This is a genomic window from Qiania dongpingensis (genome assembly GCF_014337195.1).
In the GTDB taxonomy this organism is placed as follows: Bacteria; Bacillota; Clostridia; order Lachnospirales; family Lachnospiraceae; genus Lientehia; species Lientehia dongpingensis.
The window spans coordinates 974,391-994,145 of the sequence record NZ_CP060634.1; the positions used below are offsets into that span (position 1 = coordinate 974,391).

The following is a 19,755-nucleotide window of genomic DNA, read 5'->3' on the forward strand; positions in this document are numbered from 1 at the left end:
TCCATATCTCAAGGAAACATCGGAATCTGCATGAGGCCGGTGTTTTCCGGAAGTCCAAACATCAGGTTCATATTCTGCACCGCCTGCCCGGCCGCCCCTTTGACCAGATTATCCAAAGCTCCTATGGCAATGATCCGTCCTGTCCTTTCGTCAATCTTAAAATTCATATCCACGAAATTGCTTCCTTCGACCCATCTGGTCTCCGGATACACTTCCTTTGGCAGGACCCGGATAAAAAATTCCTTTGCATAATATTGATCGTATACCTCTTTTACTTCGTCATAGGATACTTTTTTCAGAAGCTTTGCATAAGCCGTGATCAAAATCCCACGGTTCATCGGCACCAGATGAGGTGTGAAGTTCAAAAGCACCGGCTGGCCTCCCGCATATCCGAGCTGCTCCTCAATCTCCGGAGTATGCCGGTGTGCAGCCACGCTGTACGCCTTGATGCTCTCATTTACCTCACAGAACAGATTCGCTGTCTTAGCGCTCCTTCCCGCTCCCGATGTACCCGATTTGGCATCTATTATAATGGAAGAAACATCCAGAAGCCCCTCCTTTACCAGAGGGTACAGCGTCAGGATGGAACAGGTGGTATAACAGCCGGGGTTGGCCACCAGCCTGGCCTGTTTCACATCCTCTCTGTTGATCTCGCAGAGGCCGTACACTGCCTCCTGTATGTATTCCGGGCTTTTATGCTTGATTCCATACCATTTCTCATAGGTTTCCACATTTTTAATACGAAAGTCCGCGCTCAGATCCACGATTTTCGTCCCGGAAAGGATACCGTCGTTCACTAAGGAAGCGCACAGCCCCTGAGGGGTGGCGGTAAATACCACGTCCGCCTGCCCGGCCAGCTCTTCCATATTATCGTCCAGGCATTTTTCATCTACGATCCGGAACATGTTTCTGTAGACAGACGCATATTCCTGTCCCACATAACTTCTGGAGCCATACCAGATGATCTCCGTGTCCGGATGCCCCAATAAAAGCCTTGCAAGCTCCGCGCCGGCATATCCGGTGGAGCCGATGATTCCTGCCTTGATCATAGTCCTCTTCCTTTCTGAGTCCGTATATTTTATGCAGTCCTCCGCATATTTTTTCGGTTTTCCTGCATATTTGCCTGCGTTCCTGTCTGAACAATTTATAATTATACATTATCATTGAATAATATGCAATAACTTTTTAAAATTTTAATTTAGGGCTTGCATTTTCTTGAAATATGTTGTATATTTATACCTGCGACCTACAGAAGCATAGAAACAAAAACAAAAGATGTATGCGTTTTTTATGAGGAGGAATAAATTATCATGAAGGAAAAAGAAAAAGTAATTCTCGCGTATTCCGGCGGTCTGGACACTTCTGTCCTGATTCCCTGGTTAAAAGAAAACTACGATTACGAAGTGGTCTGTGTCTGCATCGATGTCGGACAGGGAAATGAACTGGACGGCCTGGAAGAAAGAGCGATTTCCACCGGCGCTTCTAAATTATATATCGAACATGTCGTAGACGAGTTCTGCGATGACTATATCCTTCCCTGTATCAAAGCCGGCGCCGTATATGAGCACAAATATCTGCTCGGCACCGCCATGGCAAGACCGCTGATCGCTAAGATCCTTGTGGACATCGCCAAAAAGGAAGGCGCTGTCGCAATCTGTCACGGCGCTACCGGCAAAGGCAACGATCAGGTACGTTTTGAGCTGGGAATCAAAGCTTTGGCTCCCACGCTGAAGATCATCGCTCCCTGGAGAATCTGGGATATGAAATCCCGTGAAGATGAGCTGGAATACTGCCAGCGCCACGATATCAAGCTTCCGTTTAAAGCGGACAACAGCTACAGCCGTGACCGGAATATCTGGCACATCAGCCATGAAGGCCTGGAGCTGGAGGATCCTGCCGCCGCTCCCAACTTTGACCATATGCTGGTTCTCGGACAGACCCCGGAGAAAGCTCCCGATGAAGCAGAAACCATATCCATAAAATTTGAGGCAGGCAAACCGGTCGCTCTGAACGGTAAAGAAATGAAACTGTCCGATATCATCACTGAGCTCAACAAGCTGGGCGGAAAACACGGCATCGGCATCGCCGATATCGTAGAAAACCGTATGGTGGGCATGAAATCCCGCGGCGTTTATGAGACTCCCGGCGGAACCATCCTCATGGAGGCTCACGACCAGCTGGAAGAACTGATCCTGGACAAAGAGACCCTGGCTATGAAAAAGGATGTGGGAAATAAATTCGCTGATATCGTTTATTCTGCCAAATGGTTCTCTCCTCTGCGCGAGGCATGCCAGGCATTTGTAGAATCCACTCAGAAATACGTGACCGGGGAATGTAAATTGAAGCTCTATAAGGGCAATATCATCAAACAGGGAACCACCTCTCCCTACTCCATGTACAATGAGAGCATTGCTTCCTTCACCACCGGCGACCTCTACAATCACCACGACGCGGAGGGCTTCATCAACTTGTACGGACTTTCTACCATGGTGCGCGCCATGAAGATGCATGAGATTTCCCAAAATAAGGATTGATCGATCATAAGCAACCGGTATCACAAACTCACATAATCATAATAAGGCCCCCGTCAGTTTCCCTCTGACGGGGGCCTTAGCCGTTAAAAGAATTTTTTCTTTTTCAATATCCAGAAGCTGATGCTCACGATGATCAGGCAGATCACACATATGATCGGATAACTATACCGCCACTGTGTTTCCGGCATATATACAAAATTCATGCCATACCATCCGGCGATCAGGCTGAGCGGCATGAATATAGTCGTGACTACAGTCAGCACCGCCATGCTCCTGTTCTGGCGGACCTCGATCTGAGTCTGGTATATCTCTCTCACCTCCAGTGCGTATTCCCGGAGCATCTGCGCTTCCTCGGCCAGCCTCCCGCACCGGTCGTTGAAAATCTGGAACATCCTGCCGGCGTCCTCATGGAAAAAACCGTTCTGATTCTCCTGCATTTTGCTCCCTATCTCCGCCAGCTGCGCATAATACCGGTGGAGAGCAAAGGCTTTCTTCATGATCTCCATCGGCTGATGGGAGGATCTGGAAAGCCTTGCGTCAAGAGCTTTTTCTTCCATATCGTCTATCTGATTTTCCAGCTCATCCAGAAACGCCACATCCTCTTCGATAAGCCGCTCCAGAAAACTGTAGAAAAAATGTCCCATGGACACATGGCGCCAGCTCCTGCCCTCGCTCATCTGTTCCAGGATCCCGCTGATAAAACCGGTATCGTCCAAAAAGACAATACGCTTATCCCGGATGCAGAAAGCCGCCCTGTCATAGGCCTGGCTGTATTCCTTCCTGGGTACGGATAGAGCGCCGACGATCATATCCGGATACACCTCTGCTTTACAGAACCTTGCGTCCTTAAGGCGCATGAGGACCTGTGACTCCGCCCCTTCCAGGATACTGCACTTCTCGATGTCCCCAAAGGGAACCACCGCAGCCAGATTCCCCTCCCAGCCCGCGGCTTCCTCTTCTGAAACTGCCTGCAGCTTCTCCTTGATCTCATAGCATATCATGCAAATCTACTTCTCCTGTCCTCCGGCTAGCGAATGAAATTAGTCCGCACCTGTGGCTCCGAATCCGGCGGCTCTATCCCGTTTTTCTTTCCAATCTCGATGCACTTCAAAAGCCATGCCATATTCTTCGCCAAAGTTTCCATAATCTGCATCCCTTCTTCATCCTTTGGAGCATCCTCCGGGATATTTCCATGCACCATATTCCAATACTGGGAGGATACAATGGGCATGCAGGAAATGGTCATGTACTTATTCATCTGGTCCAGGGCGGCCGTGGTCCCTGCCCGCCTCGCACAAGCCACCGCGGCGGCCGGCTTGTAACGGAATAAATCGCTCCCCGCATAGAACGCCCTGTCCATAAAGGCAGTCATAAGGCCCGATGCCGAAGCATAGTGGACCGGCGTTCCAAAGATAAATCCGTCCGCTGTCTCCGCCTTTTCCAGCGCCTCATTCACCGAATCGTCGTAAATACAGCGGTTGTTCCCTTTTTTCTTACAGACACGACAGTCGATGCAGACACTCTGAAGACTTCCCACATGAAAAATTTCTGTCTTGATCCCCAGCTGCTCCAGTGTATCGGCGGCCTTCTTCAGCGCAGTGTAGGTCGTTCCCCTCTCATGGGGGCTTCCATTGATCAGCAATACCTTCATATTCTATATATACCTCCTATCTGTCCTATTATACAAATCATAAAACCTGTAGTTTCATAAGTCAAGCAAATGATAAAAGCTCTGCCGCTGACCGGACAGAGCCTTTATCCTTTTATTTATTTATGGACGCACGTTTTCTCATCCTGGGATCCAGAATCTTCTTGCGGAGGCGAAGATGCTTCGGCGTAACCTCTAAAAGCTCGTCGGTATCCACAAAGTCCAGCGCCTGCTCCAGGCTCATGACGATGGGCGGAGTCAGTTTCAGCGCATCGTCAGAACCAGAAGAACGGGTATTGGTCAGATGCTTGGTCTTGCACACATTGACCTCAATATCCTCCGCTTTCGCATTGGAGCCGACCACCATTCCGCTGTAAACCTTTTCGCCGGCCCCTATGAAGAGGTTTCCTCTTTCCTGAGCGTTGAAAAGTCCATAGGTGACACTCTCTCCGCTTTCAAAGGCGATCAAAGAACCCTGCCTGCGGTATTGAATATCCCCCTTATACGGCGCATATCCGTCAAACAGCTGATTCATGACGCCGTTTCCTTTTGTATCGGTCAGGAAATCTCCCCGGTATCCGATAAGGCCTCTGGAGGGTATGGAAAATTCCATCCTGGTGTAGCCTGTCCCGGAAGGCGACATCCCCTGCAGCTCCCCTTTACGGAGAGACAGCTTCTGGATGACCGTGCCTGAAAACTCATCGGGCACATCAATATATACCAATTCCATGGGCTCCAGCTTCCTGCCCTTTTCATCCTGTTTATAGATGACCTCCGCTTTGCTTACGGCAAACTCATATCCTTCCCGCCGCATATTTTCTATCAGCACGGAAAGATGAAGCTCTCCTCTTCCGGATACCTTGAACCGATCGGCGTCCTCCGTCTCTTCCACCCTCAGACTGACATCCGTATTCAGTTCCCGGAACAGACGATCCCTGATGTGGCGGGATGTCACGAATTTCCCTTCTGTCCCAGCCAAAGGACTGTCATTCACCATAAAGTGCATGGCAATGGTAGGCTCTGATATCTTCTGGAACAGGATGGGCTCCGGATGCTCCGGAGAGCATAGGGTGTCCCCGATATGCAGATCCGAGATGCCGGAAATGGCCACGATGGAGCCGATTCCCGCCTCCGCCACTTCTACCTTGTCCAGGCCGTCGAACTCGTACAGACGGCTGATCTTCACCTTTTTACACTTTTCCGGATCGTGGGCATTTACAAGGGCTACCTCCTGATTCACCTTCAAAGATCCGTTATCCACCTTGCCAACGCCGATCCGGCCCACATATTCATTATAATCAATGGTGCTGATCAGTACCTGAGTATCCGCGTCGGGGTCTCCTTCGGGGGCGGGGATATGATTCAGGATCGTATCGAACAGAGGCTTCATATCCTTCTTTTCCCCGTTCAGATCCAGCATCGCATATCCGCTCTTAGCCGATGCGTATACGAACGGGCAGTCCAGCTGCTCATCGGATGCGTCCAACTCTATGAGAAGTTCCAATACTTCATCGATGACCTCGGCAGGCCGTGCCTCCGGCCTATCAATCTTGTTGATACAGACAATCACAGAAAGATCAAGCTCCAGCGCTTTCTGCAGCACGAACTTTGTCTGCGGCATCGCGCCTTCGAAGGCGTCCACCACCAGGATAACGCCGTTTACCATTTTCAGCACACGCTCTACTTCTCCGCCAAAATCCGCATGTCCGGGGGTGTCGATGATATTGATCTTCGTACCTTTATAAAACACCGCCGTATTTTTGGACAGGATGGTGATCCCTCTCTCCCGTTCGATGTCGTTGGAGTCCATCACCCTTTCCACGACCTCCTGATTGACACGGAAAACACCACTCTGCTTCAGAAGCTCGTCCACCAATGTGGTCTTCCCGTGGTCAACATGGGCGATGATCGCAATATTTCTTACATCTTCTCTTGTAGTCTTCATGACTTTCCTGCTTTCTTCTTCATTTCCGGATCTCTGTAATACCCGTCTTTGCACATTTCCCTATATTAGCACACTATATCCTGTGTTTGCAAGAGAAAATTAGCCGTTTTCCTCAGTTTTCCCCGACTTTATATGGACATCCAGCTGTCCGAAGGGAATCGTGATCCCTTTTTCGTCAAACGTCAATTTGACCGCTTCCGTCAGATTCCACTTGCACTTCCAGTAATCTTCCGTCTTTACCCAGCACCGACAGCCCAAAGTGACCGCGTTCTCACCCAGAGACGACACATAGGAAAAGTGCTCTTCTTTCTCAAGGACCAGCGGCTCCGCCTCTACCAGACTGATCAGTATATCTTTTGCCTTCTTAAGGTCTGAATCGTAAGAAATCCCGACCTTCATATCCAGCTGCCGTTTTTCCTGGGCCGTCACATTTGTCATGCTGCTGTTGGCCAGATTCCCGTTGGGCACCATGATGATACGGTTGTCCAATGTGACCAGCTCTGTATATACCAGGCCGATGCTCCGGACTGTTCCTTCATTTTTATTGCTGTCCTCTATGATATAATCCCCGACCTTAAAGGGTTTAAGAATCAGGATCAGAAGACCGCCTGCAAAATTCCCAAGGCTTCCCTGCAAAGCCAGGCCGAGAGCCACTGTGACGGAGCTGGCGATGGCGGCGAAGGATGTGGGCTGTACGCCCGCGACGCCCAAGATTATCAGGATCAGGAGAATATAACCGATGGCCCTTACCAGGTACTTCACAAATTTGCGGACCGTGATCTCCGCGCCGGCCCGTTCCATGGAACGCTCCGTTATTTTTACGGCTGTCCGGATGATCTTTCTCCCGATAAAGAACAAAAGAAGTGCGAGTATTGCCTTGATGCCGAAGATCGCCGCCTTGATCGGCAGGCTGTCAAGCATCTCCTTGAACTGCTTTCCATAGGTGTTTCCTATCTGTTCCACAGCGGCTGCCACATCGGCCGCCGCTGTCTCCTCTGTCCGTAATATCATCATGGACTATGCTTCCTCCATCATCGCCTTCTTGATCTTCTCAATTCCGGCGGTCTTTCCAGCAGACTTTTTCGCTTTCTTTTTGGCTGCAGCATTTCCCTTTACCTGCTCCAGGACCGGGATATACTGGAAAATCTGGATGCCGAGAGGGGCTGCCTTGATGGTGATCGAGTTTTCCCTTTCATCGTGCTCCACATTTTTAGACTGTTTCACCCTCGGATTCACAACTCCGGTACCGCCGTATTTTAAAGCGTCGCTGTTCAGGATCTCCTTGTATTTCCCCGGGAATGGAACGCCCACCTGATAGGCCTCATGGACCACCGGCGCAAAATTGCAGACTACCAAAAGTGTATCTTCCGCTTTTCTGCCTTTCCTCAGGAACACCGCCATATTTTCTTTGGAATTGGTACAGTCGATCCATTCAAACCCATCCGGATCGTCATCCAGCGCATATACCGCGGGATGTTCCAGATAGAGCTTATTCAGGTCCTTTACATACGCCTGAAGCTTTTTGTGAATCTCATAGTTCAGCAGATACCACTGGAGCCCCTCGCTCTCATTCCACTCATCCATCTGCCCGAATTCCTGTCCCATGAACAAAAGCTTTTTCCCCGGGTGCATCATCATGAATCCATAAGCCGCCCGTACATTGGCAAACTTTGACTCAATGGCCTCTCCCGGCATCTTCCCCACCATGGAGCCCTTTCCGTGGACCACCTCGTCATGGGACAGGACCAGGATAAACCGCTCACTGTAGGCATAGATCAGGCTGAACGTCATCTCTCCGTAATGATAAGTCCTGTAAATGGGATCGCACTGCATGTAACCCAAGAAGTCATTCATCCATCCCATATTCCATTTATAGTCGAAGCCCACGGCTCCGTCTTCCACATCGCCGGTGATCCTGGGCCACGCAGTGGACTCCTCCGCGATCAGCACCGTGGGAACCTGCTTTTTCTTAAAGATGGAATTCAGATGCTTGAGCATTTCCAGGGCCTCAAGATTTTCATTTCCGCCGTAAATATTTGGAATCCACTCTCCGTCATTTTTTCCATAATCCAGATACAACATGGAAGCCACCGCGTCCATCCGGATACCGTCGGCGTGGTACTCCCTCGCCCAATAAAGGGCGTTGGCAATCAGAAAATTGGATACCTGAGGCCGCCCGTAATTGAAGATCAGAGTCCCCCAATGGGGATGTGCCCCTTTTCTCGGATCCTTGTGCTCGTAAAGGCCAGTCCCATCAAAATCCGCAAGGCCGAAGGTATCTCTGGGGAAATGCGCCGGCACCCAGTCCAGGATCACGCCAATTCCCGCCTGGTGCATCGTGTCGATAAAGAACCGGAAATCATCCGGCGTCCCATAACGGCTGGTAGGAGCATAATAGCCTGTCACCTGATATCCCCAGGATTCATCCAGCGGATGCTCCATCACCGGCATCAGCTCCACATGGGTATATCCCATCTCTTTTGCATAAGCGGCCAGCTCCGGAGCAATCTCCCTGTAATTATAGAAGGGATTTGACTGATCGTCCTCCGAATCCTCCCGTTTCTTCCATGATCCCAGATGTACCTCGTAAATATTCATCGGACCGGCGGTCAATGTTCCCTGTTTTGCCGCTTTTTTCCGGTCGGCCATCCAGTCTCCGTCGCCCCATTCGTATTTTCCCAGATCATATACGATGGAAGCGGTAGCAGGCCTGAGCTCCGCGTAATTGGCATAAGGGTCCGCTTTCAGGCAGGGATTTCCTCCTTTGAATTTCACTTCATATTTATATATCTCCCCGGCGGCGATGCCGGGAATGAACAGCTCATAGACGCCGGAATCTCCCAGCCTCTGCATTTGATGGCGTCTGCCATCCCACAAGTTGAAATCCCCTACGACGCTGACCCGCATAGCGGACGGCGCCCACACGGAAAACAGCACCCCCTCCACACCGTCCCGTACCATGGGATGTGCTCCCATTTTCTCATAGATCTCATAATGGATCCCGGACGCAAATCGTTTCAGATCAGCTTCTGTATATACCGACGGAAATCGGTACGGATCCTCCAGTACCTGTGACGTACCGTTGTCATAGGTCACTTCAAATACATAAGAAGGAATTTTCCGGCCCGGCACCAGGACCGCAAAAAATCCGGCCTCATCCGCCTTATCCATTTTGTAATGCTTTCCATTTCCTCTCACGGTCACTTCCATGGAAACCGCGGTCGGTATGAAAGCCTGAATCAATATCCCGTCGTCAGTCAGATGCGGCCCGAGAATGCCCTCCGGTTCCTGACATTCTGAATATACGACTGCTTCTATCTCTGGCCAGTCCATTAACCTGTATAATAACTCATCCATTGTCGTCCCTCCTGGCATACGCTTAAATCAAAAGAAATGCTCCGAATCATCCTCTGTCTCTTCTATTCTATCATCTGCCATCCCATCGCACAAGGGCGGCCACAGGGATTTTATCCGCAATGTTTATATGCTATAATAATTATCATGAGTAATTATAAAAAGAAAGGATTCTACTGCTATGGGCTCATACCTTGATTTATTTTTTACCTTTGCCAAAATCGGCGTGCTCACCTTTGGAGGCGGCTATGCCATGCTTCCCATGCTGCAGCGAGAGGTGGCAGAGCAAAAGAAATGGGCCACCGAGGAAGAGCTGATGGACTATTACGCCATCGGCCAATGCACTCCCGGTGCCATTGCCGTCAACGTCTCCACCTTCGTCGGCCGGAAGCTTAAAGGCTATCTGGGCGGTATCGTTGCAACTCTGGGCATTCTCACTCCGTCTATTATCATCATTACCGTCATTGCCGCATTTATTACCAATTTTGCGGAGCTTTCCATGGTAAAAAACGCATTTGCCGGCATCCGTGTCTGTGTATGTGTGCTTATTTTCAACGCTGTGTGCCGCCTGTTCCGAAAGTCTGTGGTGGACTTGCCCACTCTGCTCATTTTCCTGACCGTCTGTCTGGCCAGTCTCTTCACCAGCCTTTCTCCCGTAATCTTCGTGCTGTTTGCCCTGGTCAGCGGAATCCTCATTAAAAAGCTGGGAGGTACGCCAAAATGAAAGTATTATTTGAACTATTCTGGCGTTTTTTTCAGACCGGGCTCTTCGCCGTCGGCGGCGGTCTGGCCACTCTTCCTTTTCTGAATGAAATATCAGAAGCTACCGGCTGGTATACGAAACCGCAGCTGGCCGACATGATCGCCATTTCCGAATCCACTCCCGGCCCCATAGGCGTCAACATGTCCACTTATGTGGGATACCACGCCGCCGGCATCCCCGGAGCCCTTTTGGCGACCTTTTCTCTGGCCCTGCCGTCCGTGATCATCATCTTTCTCGTTTATGGCTTCCTGGAACGTTTTAAAGGAAACCAGACGGTGGACGCCGCTTTTTACGGGCTTCGCGCCGCATCGGTGGGCCTCATAGCCGCCGCCGGCATCGGCGTCGTGAACCTTACGCTTTTTTCGCCGGCCGCCTGGAAAGCCTCCGGCGCGCTCACGGACCTCTTCAATTGGAAAGGACTTTTTTTGGCCGCCGTCCTGCTTCTCTGCACAAGGAAGCTGAAATGGCATCCGATCGTATTCCTGGCCGCTTCGGCGGTGATCGGGATTGTATTTCACTTTGGAGGAGTATAATACAAAACGCTTTTTGGAATTTAATCAGTCAGTTCCAATTAAGTTCTAGTTCAATACCGGCAGAAGTTCCGGGCCGTCACGATTTCGGTTCACTGGCGATGCAGCGGGCCGCTTTATCCTCACAACAGGAGTACCACTCACATGTCGGCAGGAAATCCGGACGATTTTCTTGGCTGTTGGATGCGTGAATGTAATATAATCAAAACAGAAACTGTAATCACAAAAACTGTACCAGCCGACTCTCTCCAGCTGGTCTGCCCTGCCATTTGGGTTTCTCTGGACTATTAAAAACAAATTCAGCTGTTAAAGAAAACACAGCCGCCGGAATCTCCCATCCCGGCGGCTGTGCCATTATACCGCATTTTATTTTATCATGTTTTCTTCACAAATTCTGTGCTGCATTTGGGGCAGGTGATGCTGATCTTTCCTTTTCCCCTCGGCACTCTCACGGTCTGCTTGCAGGAAGGGCATTTGAAGTAACAGTGGCTCTTGTCCTGACTCCTGCTCTTCATCCTGGCGAAGCTCCTGCGGATGCCGGCCGTCGCCTTCAGATACTTGGTGTTCTCCGCGCTTCTCTTATATATATTCTTGGACAGCATACGGAAATACATGAGGATCAGTCCGGCCAGCGCGAGCCAGTAAAACACCGTAAGTCTGGTAAATAAGGATATCACCATAAAAGCAATGGTGAACACCATCACACACTTATTCAGCTGGTCGCTGCCATACCTGCCATACATCCATCTGGATACCTTGTCACGAAATCCGCCCATCTCTTTTCTCTCCAATCTGTAATCTCTGCGCCGTCTTATTTTATTCTCCGGACGCCTCTGTTATCCATCATATTCTCTTTCCCTATTCCAGTCAATGAAACCTCTGAAAACATTTCTGAATTTTTTATGAACTGAGAAACGTCTGAAGCGGGCGGGTTGAATTTTCAACCTGCCCATAGTATAATCGCCATAGAAAGCTGAGATAAGCATTTACATTGGAAAGGAATTACCGGTTATGGAACAATTATACGTCCTGGGCACAGGCAACGCCCAGGCCACCAGATGCTATAATACCTGCTTCGCCGTTCGGGATGGCGAGGAATATTTCCTCGTGGACGCCGGGGGCGGAAACGGAATCCTGACGGTCCTTGAAGACATGGAGGTTCCTCTGGACCATATCCACCATATCTTTGTCACCCACGAACACAACGACCATATACTCGGCATGGTATGGATGATCCGCATGATCGCCACCTCCATCCTGAAGGGAAAATACGAGGGAAACCTGTATATCTACTGCCATGACGGCCTCGTGGATACGATCAGGACCTTATGCTCTCTGACCATTCAGAAAAAATTCTGCGACTGCATCGGCAGCCGGATTCTTTTGGTGCCGGTACAGGACGGCGACCAGAAGCACATTCTGGATTATGACGTGACCTTTTTCGACATCCTGTCCACAAAAGCCAGACAGTTTGGATTCACCACGACACTAAAGAACGGAAGAAGGCTCACATGCGCAGGGGACGAGCCCTATAATCCGGGCTGTGAAGCCTATGTGGCCGGAAGCGACTGGCTCCTCCACGAAGCGTTCTGCCTGTACGGAGACCGGGAACGGTTCAAGCCCTATGAAAAACATCACAGCACCGTAAAGGAAGCCTGTGAGCTGGCTGAAAACCTGCATATCCCCAATCTGGTTTTGTGGCATACTGAGGACAAGGACATTAAAAACCGGAAGAGAAACTACACGGCAGAGGGAAATGAATATTATTCCGGCAGGCTTTTTGTGCCGGATGACCGGGAGATCCTGGATCTATGACAATCCTTCTTATTCTCCTGATCCTGGTCCTCGTATGCGTTGTCCTGTCCTTACTGTATCTGTACCTGATCATGCCCGCCCTCGGCCATAAGGGCGACATCGCTTCCCTGACGGGCTATTATTACGCTCACAGGGGCCTCCATGATATGAGTACCATGCCGGGCAGGAAATCCGGTATCCAAAAGGAGAAAACCTTCAAGAGCCGGAAAAAGCGGAAAGCGGCGGCGGCTTCCTCGGACAGACAGACGTCCGTATCCGAGGCCAGGCCGGAAAATTCCATGGCCGCGTTTCGTGCGGCAGTGGAAGCCGGATACGGCATTGAGCTGGATGTGCAGCTCACTAAGGACAACATCCCTGTCGTATTCCACGACTATTCTCTGGAAAGAGTATGCCATGTCCCCGGTGAAATAAAAGATTTTACTTATGAAGAGCTAAAGGAATTTACGCTGAACGGAACCACGGAAAGGATTCCCCGGTTTGAGGATGTCCTGAATATGGTAAACGGCAGGATCCCGCTGCTGATCGAATACAAGGTGGAGCGGTTCGATACCTCTGTCTGTACCATCTGCGACGAGCTGCTGGGCACTTATCCCGGACTGTATTTTATCGAATCCTTCAATCCACTGGTCCTGCGATGGTATAAAAAGAACCGGCCTCAGATAGTCCGCGGCCAGCTCTCTGCAAAGTTCAAAAACGACAACCTGTTCATGCATTATTTTTTCCTATCTCCCCTGCACCACCTTCTGTTTAACTTTTTGACCAAGCCGGATTTCATCGCTTACGACTGTACCTGCGCCGACGCGGTCTCCCGGCGTATCTGCCGGAACCTCTATAAAAATCTGGCTGTGGCATGGACCATACGCTCCAAGGAGGATATGGAACAGTTCAAAGCACAGTTCGATCTGTTCATATTTGAAGGCTTCCGTCCCTGACCGGACGGAAGCTGTCATATACGGCTTTTACGTAATCCGCATCTACCTCCCGCAGGTTTTTTGTGAGTCTAGTGGCGCAGGAGAGGTCCTGATCACCGGAATCCGGATTTACAAACCCAATGCTTGGCATTCCCGCATTCTTCGCCGCGCATACTCCATGGCAGGAATCCTCCACTACCAGACATTCCTCCGGCCTCGTCCCCAGAGCCGCGGCCGCCTTTAAGAACACATCCGGAGCCGGCTTCGGGTTCGGCACGCCTTCTCCGCTTATCAGCTGATTGAAATACTCCTGAATCCCCAATGCCTCTGTGGCCAGGAGAATGTTTTCATAGGGAGAGGAGGAAGCGACCGCCATGGAATACCCGGCATTTTTAAGCGACCTGAGCATTTCTGTGACTCCGTCCACAGGCGGATAGCCGTCCCGTTGGTATAAAAACGCTTTATATCCCTTCATGATCTCATTAAAAGCTTCTGCGTCTATGGGCAGATTGAATTTCTCTATTAGGCCTTCTATGATCACGATGTTCGTCGTCCCGACGTATTTTTTGTACTCGTCATAAGTCAATGATTTCTCCCATCTTTCAAGGGCCATCAGATACGCCCGGTAATGAACAGGCTCACTGTTCACCAGGACGCCGTCCATATCGAATATGATACTTTTAAGCATTCTCGTCTCCTCTTCTTTCCGTCCGTCATTACTGTACGGCCGTTTCCTTTTATCCATAAGCCTCTGTCATTATAGAAAATATTTCCGCAAATATCAAGAAGCCGTTGCCCTCTTTTTCCACTTAAGCTATAATTATCGAAAAAGAAGTTTAAGGAGGCAATACCGCCATGTCAGGTTCGACTTACGGAAAGATATTTACATTTACCACCTGGGGGGAGTCCCACGGAAAGGCCCTGGGGGCCGTCATAGACGGCTGTCCGGCCGGTATCCCGATCTGTGAGGAAGATATCCAGTCTTATCTGGACAGGCGCAAGCCCGGCCAGAGCCGTTTTACCACCAAGCGCGCCGAGGACGACGCCGTACAGGTCCTGTCCGGCGTCTTTGAGGGATATACCACCGGAACTCCCATTTCCATGGCCGTGTTCAACAAAGACCAGCGTTCTCTGGATTATTCTGAGATTGCCTCCTATTACCGTCCCGGACATGCGGACTATACCTTCGATAAAAAATATGGGTTCCGGGATTACCGCGGCGGCGGACGCTCTTCCGGGAGGGAAACCATAGGCCGTGTGGCGGCCGGGGCCGTTGCCATAAAGATCCTGAATGCGCTTGGCATTGAAGTCCATGCCTATTCAAGGGAAATCGGAGGCATTTCCTGCGACGCTTCTCAGATGGATCTGTCCCTTTGCGCTCAAAATCCATTTTATATGCCGGATGCAGCGGCGGCAGAAAAGGTACGGGCTTTTGCCGAACAGAAAATGACAGAAAAAGATTCCATGGGCGGCATCATAGAATGTATGGTCACTCATATGCCGGCCGGCATCGGCGAACCGGTTTTTGAAAAACTTGACGCCAATCTGTCCAAAGCCCTCTTTTCCATCGGCGCGGTAAAGGGAGTAGAAATCGGAGACGGCTTTGCCGCCGCCAGGGCCGCCGGCTCAGAAAACAACGATTCCTTTCTCCCCCCGCACGAAGATCCTGCCATCGGCGGCACAGAAAACGGCCGTGTGAAGAACCTCCGCAAATCCACCAACCACGCGGGCGGCATCCTGGGCGGCATGAGCGACGGCTCCGACATCATCATCCGGGCCGCGGTCAAACCCACTCCTTCCATTGCCAGGGAACAGCAGACCGTCACGCGGGACGGAAGCCCTGTTTCCATCTCCATCAAAGGGCGCCACGATCCTATGATCGTCCCCCGGGCGGTGGTGGTCGTGGAATCCATGGTGGCCGTCACACTGGTGGACATGCTTTTTGCCGGCATGTCGGCCAGGATGGATAAAATCTGCGAATTTTTCGGACGTACCGCGGACACGCCACGTTTCCTGAACGGAGAACGGATATGAAGGACATTGAGATCTGCGGCGCAAGCCACGGTAATCTCAAGCATATCTCAGTGAGCATCCCACGGAATAAGCTGGTCGTCCTCACCGGCCTGTCCGGATCCGGCAAAACGACGCTGGCGGTGGATGTCCTCTACCAGGAATGCCAGAGACAATATTTAGAGGCTATTTCTTATCAGGGCATCAACAAGCCGGATGTGGAGGCCGTGAAAAACGCCTCCCCGGCCATCGTGATAGGACAGGAAGAAAAAAATATCAATCCCCGCTCCTCCCTCGGTACATCCACCGACATCTATACGGATCTAAGAATGCTCTTTGAAAAGCTCGGAGTCCGCACCTGCCCCGGCTGCGGAAAGCTTGTGGACGCTTCCGTCTGCAGAGAGGAAGTTAAAAAAACGGAGGACGATTTCATCGTATATATGTACTGCAGTCATTGCGGCCATAAGATGGAAAAGCTCACCCGCTCTCACTTTTCTTTCAACACCAGAAAGGGCGCCTGCGCTGTCTGTTCCGGTCTGGGAAAGGTTTGGAAGCCAGATCTCCGTAAGATCCTGAATCCTGAGCTCTCCCTGGAAAGCGGCGCGGTCACACTCTGGAAATACCGATACAAGGACTATCAGCTGGAGCTATTAAGAAAAGTGTTCACACAACTGGGAATCTCTCTCGATTTTCAAAAACCGCTTCGTCTGTTCCAGGAAAAAGAAATGACCGTTCTTTTGTACGGAACGGAAAGCCCCGAATTTAAGACCGCCTTCGGGGATATTAAAACTGATAGATTCGAAGGAATTCTTCCCAGCCTGTGGCGGAAGCTGGAAGAAAAATCCGGACAGAGCAATTCTCCGGAGGAATTTTTCTCCTACGAAACATGTCCTGTCTGCCGTGGAGAACGGCTGAAGGAAGACAGCAGGAATGTGACGGTGAACGGCGTCCGGCTCCCGCAGCTGTCCGAAATGCCTCTGGACGAACTTTCTGCCTGGCTCCGCGGCCTGGAAAATAAACTGGACATCCACCAGAAAGGCGCCGCTGTCCAATATTTAACAGATCTGAAATCCAAGGTTGACCGTCTGATCCGCGTAGGCTTAGGTTATCTGCATCTGGATCGCCAGACCATGACTCTCTCCGGCGGAGAAAAACGCAGGGTGAAGCTGTCCGCCGCCCTGGATTCCGATCTGACCGGCATCCTCTATATTCTGGATGAACCTACCGTGGGGCTTCATCCCAAAGATACCGAGGGAGTCGTCCGGACCTTAAAAGAGCTTCGGGATAAGGAAAATACCATTCTCGTCATCGAACATGACGAGGACGTGATACGAGCCGCCGATCATATCATTGATATGGGCCCCGGTTCCGGCCGTCACGGCGGCAGTATTCTGGCTGCCGGCGACTATCCGTCTCTCCTTCGCTCTCCTGCCTCCATAACTGGGAATTATTTCCGCACCTCCCATGAGGTCCGAAGAACTCCCCGTTCCGGAAACGGCCGTCTGGAGATCCGGCACGCAGACTCTCACAATGTCGTGGACATCGATGTCTGTTTCCCGACAGGCTGTCTCACCGTAGTGACCGGCGTATCCGGGGCCGGAAAAAGCAGTCTTGTATTCGGAGCCCTTGCGGAGCATTTCACCGGCAGTGACGCCGTTTCGAACCAAGTGATCGGAAGCGATTCCTTTGATCGGCTCATCACAGTCAGACAGTCCTCTCTCACCACGATGAAGCGTTCAAACATCGCTACCTATACCGGCGCGTATGACGAACTCCGCGCTCTCTTCGGCAGACTCCCCGAATCCATGGAAAAGGGCTTCGGGCCGAAGGACTTTTCCTTTAACACCGGAAGCGGACGCTGTGAAACCTGCGGCGGACTCGGATATGTGGTGAGCAATATGCTGTTCTTCCAGGATGTGGAGGTCATATGCCCCGCCTGCGGCGGCAGCCGGTTCATTCCGGAGCTCCTGGCTGTCAAATACCTCGGACATTCCATCAATGACATCCTCCGCATGTCTGTGAATGAAGCGGCAGAAATGTTTCCCGAAACCGCAAAGCTGGCCCGGATTCTTTCCACACTGAAGGACATCGGCCTTGGGTATCTGGAGCTTGGACAGCCCCTTACAACCTTGTCCGGCGGCGAAAAACAGCGTTTAAAGCTGGCCGTGGAGCTGTTCCGAAACCGCGGTAAGAAAAACCTGTATTTAATCGATGAGCCTACCGTGGGCCTCCATCCCCTGGACGTGGAAAATCTGATGGCTCTGTTTGACAAAATGGTGGAACACGGGAATACCGTCATCGTGATCGAGCACAATCTCCAGGTCATCCGTCGAGCCGACTGGATCATCGATATGGGACCTGGAGGAGGCAGTTCCGGAGGTAAAATAGTCGCCTGCGGAACCCCCTTCATGATCAAAAATAATCCCCTGTCCGCCACAGGCAGATACCTATGAGCAGACCGGATACCGTAATTTTATAAAAACAAGGAGAAGTTCCATGAAAAATATTCTTTGCTTCGGAGATTCCAACACCTGGGGGTACGTGCCTCTTTTAAGACGGCGCTACTCAGAAAAGGAGCGGTGGCCCATGAAAATGGCGGAGGCTCTGGGGGATGGTTATCGTGTCATCGAGGAGGGTCTGAACGGCCGAACGACCGCCTTTACCGATTATCTGGAGCCTTACCGCAATGCTCTGGAATATATAGCTCCCTGCGTGATCAGCCATGCTCCCCTGGACTTTGTCATCGTCATGCTCGGCACCAACGATACCAAGATCCGATATCACGTACCGGCCCAGGAGATCACCGACGGCATGGAGAATCTGATCAAAAAGCTGCGTTTCTACTATCCGGCGGACAAATATCCGCTTCTTCCGCAGATATTATTAGCCGCTCCCGGCCCCATCATCCCTCTGAAAACTGAAACTTCCTTTGACGGCACCTCTGCGGAAAAAGTCCGTTTGCTGCCCAAAACTTATGAAGCACTGGCAAAAAAGCTGGACTGCCTCTTCTTTAACACCCAGACGGTACTGACGGAAAAGGACCTGGGCGGTGACGGACTCCATCTCACAAAAGAAGGCCATGGCAAACTCGCCGCAGCCTTCACAGACATTGTCTCAGAATATTTCCGGGACCGTTAAAAACCTCATTCAATCAGCCTTTACGCCATACTTCTCGTACAGTTCCTTTACCCCTTCGATGGAACGGAGGCCGCTGATGGAATCACTGGCCGAGAGGTTGGCCGCGGCAGACGCCGCGCCGATACGCAGGGCCTCCTGCATGGGCAGCTTTTTATAAATAGAGTACAGGATTCCGGCGCAGAAAGCGTCTCCCGCGCCCACCGCTCCCACTATGTACCCTTTCGGCAGGCGGAGGGAAGGCTCCTCACAATAGTTCCCGGAGGCATCCAGAGCACATCCCACCTCCGGCGCGTGCACTACGGCACATTTTCTGACGCCGAGCGCCATCAGCTTTCTGCAGATCTCCGGCAGCGCCTCACGTTTCAGGCCGCCGTCCTCGCTTCTCGCCTCGATTCCGGCTATCATCCCGCCTTCTGTCTCATTTACGATCAGATAATCCGTATAGGGCAGAGACGGAATCACCAGGCGCTGCATCAGCCCTTCATCTTTAGTGCTCGCCACATCCATGGCCGTCTCGATGCCGCGCGCCTTTACGTCATGGAAAAACCGCGCCATGACTGTACCGTACTCTTCATCGGGCAGATCCATACTGTCCAAAAGCGCGCCGTATCCCGTCAGCAAAAGCTCACAGTCCAGCTTATCCAGATCCACATGCTCCGGAGAAAACAGGCGGCAGGCTCCTCTGTCATGGAAAAAAGTCCTTTCCCCCGTACTTTCTATGGTCATCACATCGGAAAAAGAAGTGACCGCCTTATCCGTTGCCAAGATCCCCTCTGTATCAATCCCGTACTCTGTCAGCCTCTGTTTTATGAAAATCCCGTTGTCATCCTCTCCCACCAGGCTGATGCTCTTGATGGGGATGGATGAGTCCAGCGCTTTGATCCCGCACGCCGTATTCGCCGCACATCCTCCGATTCCCCTGGCAACCGAGCTTATGTCCGCCAGCATCCCTTTCTTAGGATAATAATCGATCATCTTGATATTGTCTACCACCAATGTCCCCGCAATTGCTATTCCTGCCATATCGGTTCTTCTCCTCCTATCTTATCGCCTGATTCTTCCTCCGTGGTCCGGCAGAAAAATCCTCTCTTTGAATATTATAATCCA

Annotated in this window: 16 protein-coding genes and 1 pseudogene; 8 read left to right on the forward strand and 9 right to left on the reverse strand. The window is 51.2% G+C overall.

What is annotated here, in order from left to right:
* Window positions 1-8: 8 nt before the first annotated feature.
* Entirely contained in the window at window positions 9-1,049 is a 1,041-nt protein-coding gene (argC, locus tag H9Q78_RS04580; RefSeq protein ID WP_249303839.1) for an N-acetyl-gamma-glutamyl-phosphate reductase, read from the reverse strand.
* Between the two features lie 261 nt (window positions 1,050-1,310).
* Between argC and H9Q78_RS04585 the strand changes: the two genes are divergently transcribed.
* Window positions 1,311-2,534 (forward strand): argininosuccinate synthase, encoded by a 1,224-nt coding sequence (locus tag H9Q78_RS04585; RefSeq protein ID WP_249303840.1) that lies wholly within the window; start codon window positions 1,311-1,313, stop codon window positions 2,532-2,534.
* An 83-nt stretch (window positions 2,535-2,617) separates the two neighbouring features.
* On the opposite strand, the gene H9Q78_RS04590 is transcribed toward H9Q78_RS04585, so the two are convergent.
* From H9Q78_RS04590 to glgB, 5 genes and pseudogenes are all read right to left on the reverse strand, one after another.
* The gene (locus H9Q78_RS04590; RefSeq protein WP_249303842.1) at window positions 2,618-3,535 is read right to left on the reverse strand and encodes a magnesium transporter CorA family protein; all 918 of its coding nucleotides are present in this window, start codon (window positions 3,533-3,535) and stop codon (window positions 2,618-2,620) included.
* Between the two features lie 26 nt (window positions 3,536-3,561).
* Window positions 3,562-4,185: a flavodoxin family protein gene (locus tag H9Q78_RS04595; protein WP_249303844.1), complete on the reverse strand. Its 624-nt coding sequence runs from the start codon at window positions 4,183-4,185 to the stop codon at window positions 3,562-3,564.
* Between the two features lie 112 nt (window positions 4,186-4,297).
* A complete protein-coding gene (gene typA, locus H9Q78_RS04600; RefSeq protein ID WP_249303846.1) occupies window positions 4,298-6,127 on the reverse strand; it encodes a translational GTPase TypA in 1,830 nt (609 codons plus the stop codon).
* Between the two features lie 99 nt (window positions 6,128-6,226).
* A complete protein-coding gene (locus tag H9Q78_RS04605; protein WP_249303847.1) occupies window positions 6,227-7,141 on the reverse strand; it encodes a mechanosensitive ion channel family protein in 915 nt (304 codons plus the stop codon).
* A 24-nt stretch (window positions 7,142-7,165) separates the two neighbouring features.
* A pseudogene (glgB, locus tag H9Q78_RS04610) lies at window positions 7,166-9,484 on the reverse strand (1,4-alpha-glucan branching protein GlgB); the annotation flags it as partial.
* 178 nt (window positions 9,485-9,662) lie between these two features.
* Between glgB and H9Q78_RS04615 the strand changes: the two are divergent.
* Together H9Q78_RS04615 and H9Q78_RS04620 are read left to right on the forward strand one after the other, a co-directional pair.
* Complete coding sequence (locus tag H9Q78_RS04615; RefSeq protein WP_249303849.1) at window positions 9,663-10,205, forward strand: chromate transporter; 543 nt, start codon at window positions 9,663-9,665, stop codon at window positions 10,203-10,205.
* Window positions 10,202-10,777, forward strand: coding sequence for a chromate transporter (locus tag H9Q78_RS04620; protein ID WP_249303851.1), 576 nt, complete (start codon window positions 10,202-10,204; stop codon window positions 10,775-10,777). The genes H9Q78_RS04615 and H9Q78_RS04620 overlap by 4 nt, the downstream gene beginning before the upstream one ends.
* Before the next feature lie 371 nt (window positions 10,778-11,148).
* On the opposite strand, the gene H9Q78_RS04625 is transcribed toward H9Q78_RS04620, so the two are convergent.
* Window positions 11,149-11,550 carry a hypothetical protein gene (locus tag H9Q78_RS04625; RefSeq protein ID WP_249303852.1) on the reverse strand — a complete coding sequence of 134 codons (402 nt, stop codon included), beginning with the start codon at window positions 11,548-11,550 and terminating at the stop codon, window positions 11,149-11,151.
* 235 nt (window positions 11,551-11,785) lie between these two features.
* Between H9Q78_RS04625 and H9Q78_RS04630 the strand changes: the two genes are divergently transcribed.
* Both H9Q78_RS04630 and H9Q78_RS04635 read left to right on the forward strand, forming a co-directional pair.
* A complete protein-coding gene (locus tag H9Q78_RS04630) occupies window positions 11,786-12,589 on the forward strand; it encodes an MBL fold metallo-hydrolase (RefSeq protein WP_249303855.1) in 804 nt (267 codons plus the stop codon).
* Window positions 12,586-13,521, forward strand: a complete 936-nt coding sequence (locus tag H9Q78_RS04635) for a glycerophosphodiester phosphodiesterase family protein (RefSeq protein ID WP_249303856.1) — start codon at window positions 12,586-12,588, stop codon at window positions 13,519-13,521. Before H9Q78_RS04630 ends, H9Q78_RS04635 begins: the two co-directional genes overlap by 4 nt.
* Here H9Q78_RS04635 and H9Q78_RS04640 read toward each other — a convergent pair.
* Window positions 13,496-14,188 (reverse strand): HAD family hydrolase, encoded by a 693-nt coding sequence (locus H9Q78_RS04640; RefSeq protein ID WP_249303858.1) that lies wholly within the window; start codon window positions 14,186-14,188, stop codon window positions 13,496-13,498. The two genes, H9Q78_RS04635 and H9Q78_RS04640, sit on opposite strands and share 26 nt — an antisense overlap.
* Before the next feature lie 167 nt (window positions 14,189-14,355).
* Between H9Q78_RS04640 and aroC the strand changes: the two genes are divergently transcribed.
* From aroC to H9Q78_RS04655, 3 genes are read left to right on the forward strand one after another with little or no spacing between them, the layout of a single operon-like run.
* Window positions 14,356-15,534, forward strand: a complete 1,179-nt coding sequence (gene aroC / locus H9Q78_RS04645; protein WP_249303860.1) for a chorismate synthase — start codon at window positions 14,356-14,358, stop codon at window positions 15,532-15,534.
* Window positions 15,531-17,963 (forward strand): ATP-binding cassette domain-containing protein, encoded by a 2,433-nt coding sequence (locus tag H9Q78_RS04650; RefSeq protein WP_249303862.1) that lies wholly within the window; start codon window positions 15,531-15,533, stop codon window positions 17,961-17,963. Before aroC ends, H9Q78_RS04650 begins: the two co-directional genes overlap by 4 nt.
* A 43-nt stretch (window positions 17,964-18,006) precedes the next feature.
* Complete coding sequence (locus H9Q78_RS04655; RefSeq protein WP_249303864.1) at window positions 18,007-18,648, forward strand: SGNH/GDSL hydrolase family protein; 642 nt, start codon at window positions 18,007-18,009, stop codon at window positions 18,646-18,648.
* Window positions 18,649-18,657: 9 nt separating this feature from the next.
* Here the strand turns inward: H9Q78_RS04655 and H9Q78_RS04660 are convergent, their stop codons facing one another.
* Window positions 18,658-19,671 (reverse strand): carbohydrate kinase family protein, encoded by a 1,014-nt coding sequence (locus H9Q78_RS04660; protein ID WP_249303865.1) that lies wholly within the window; start codon window positions 19,669-19,671, stop codon window positions 18,658-18,660.
* Window positions 19,672-19,755 lie beyond the last annotated feature (84 nt).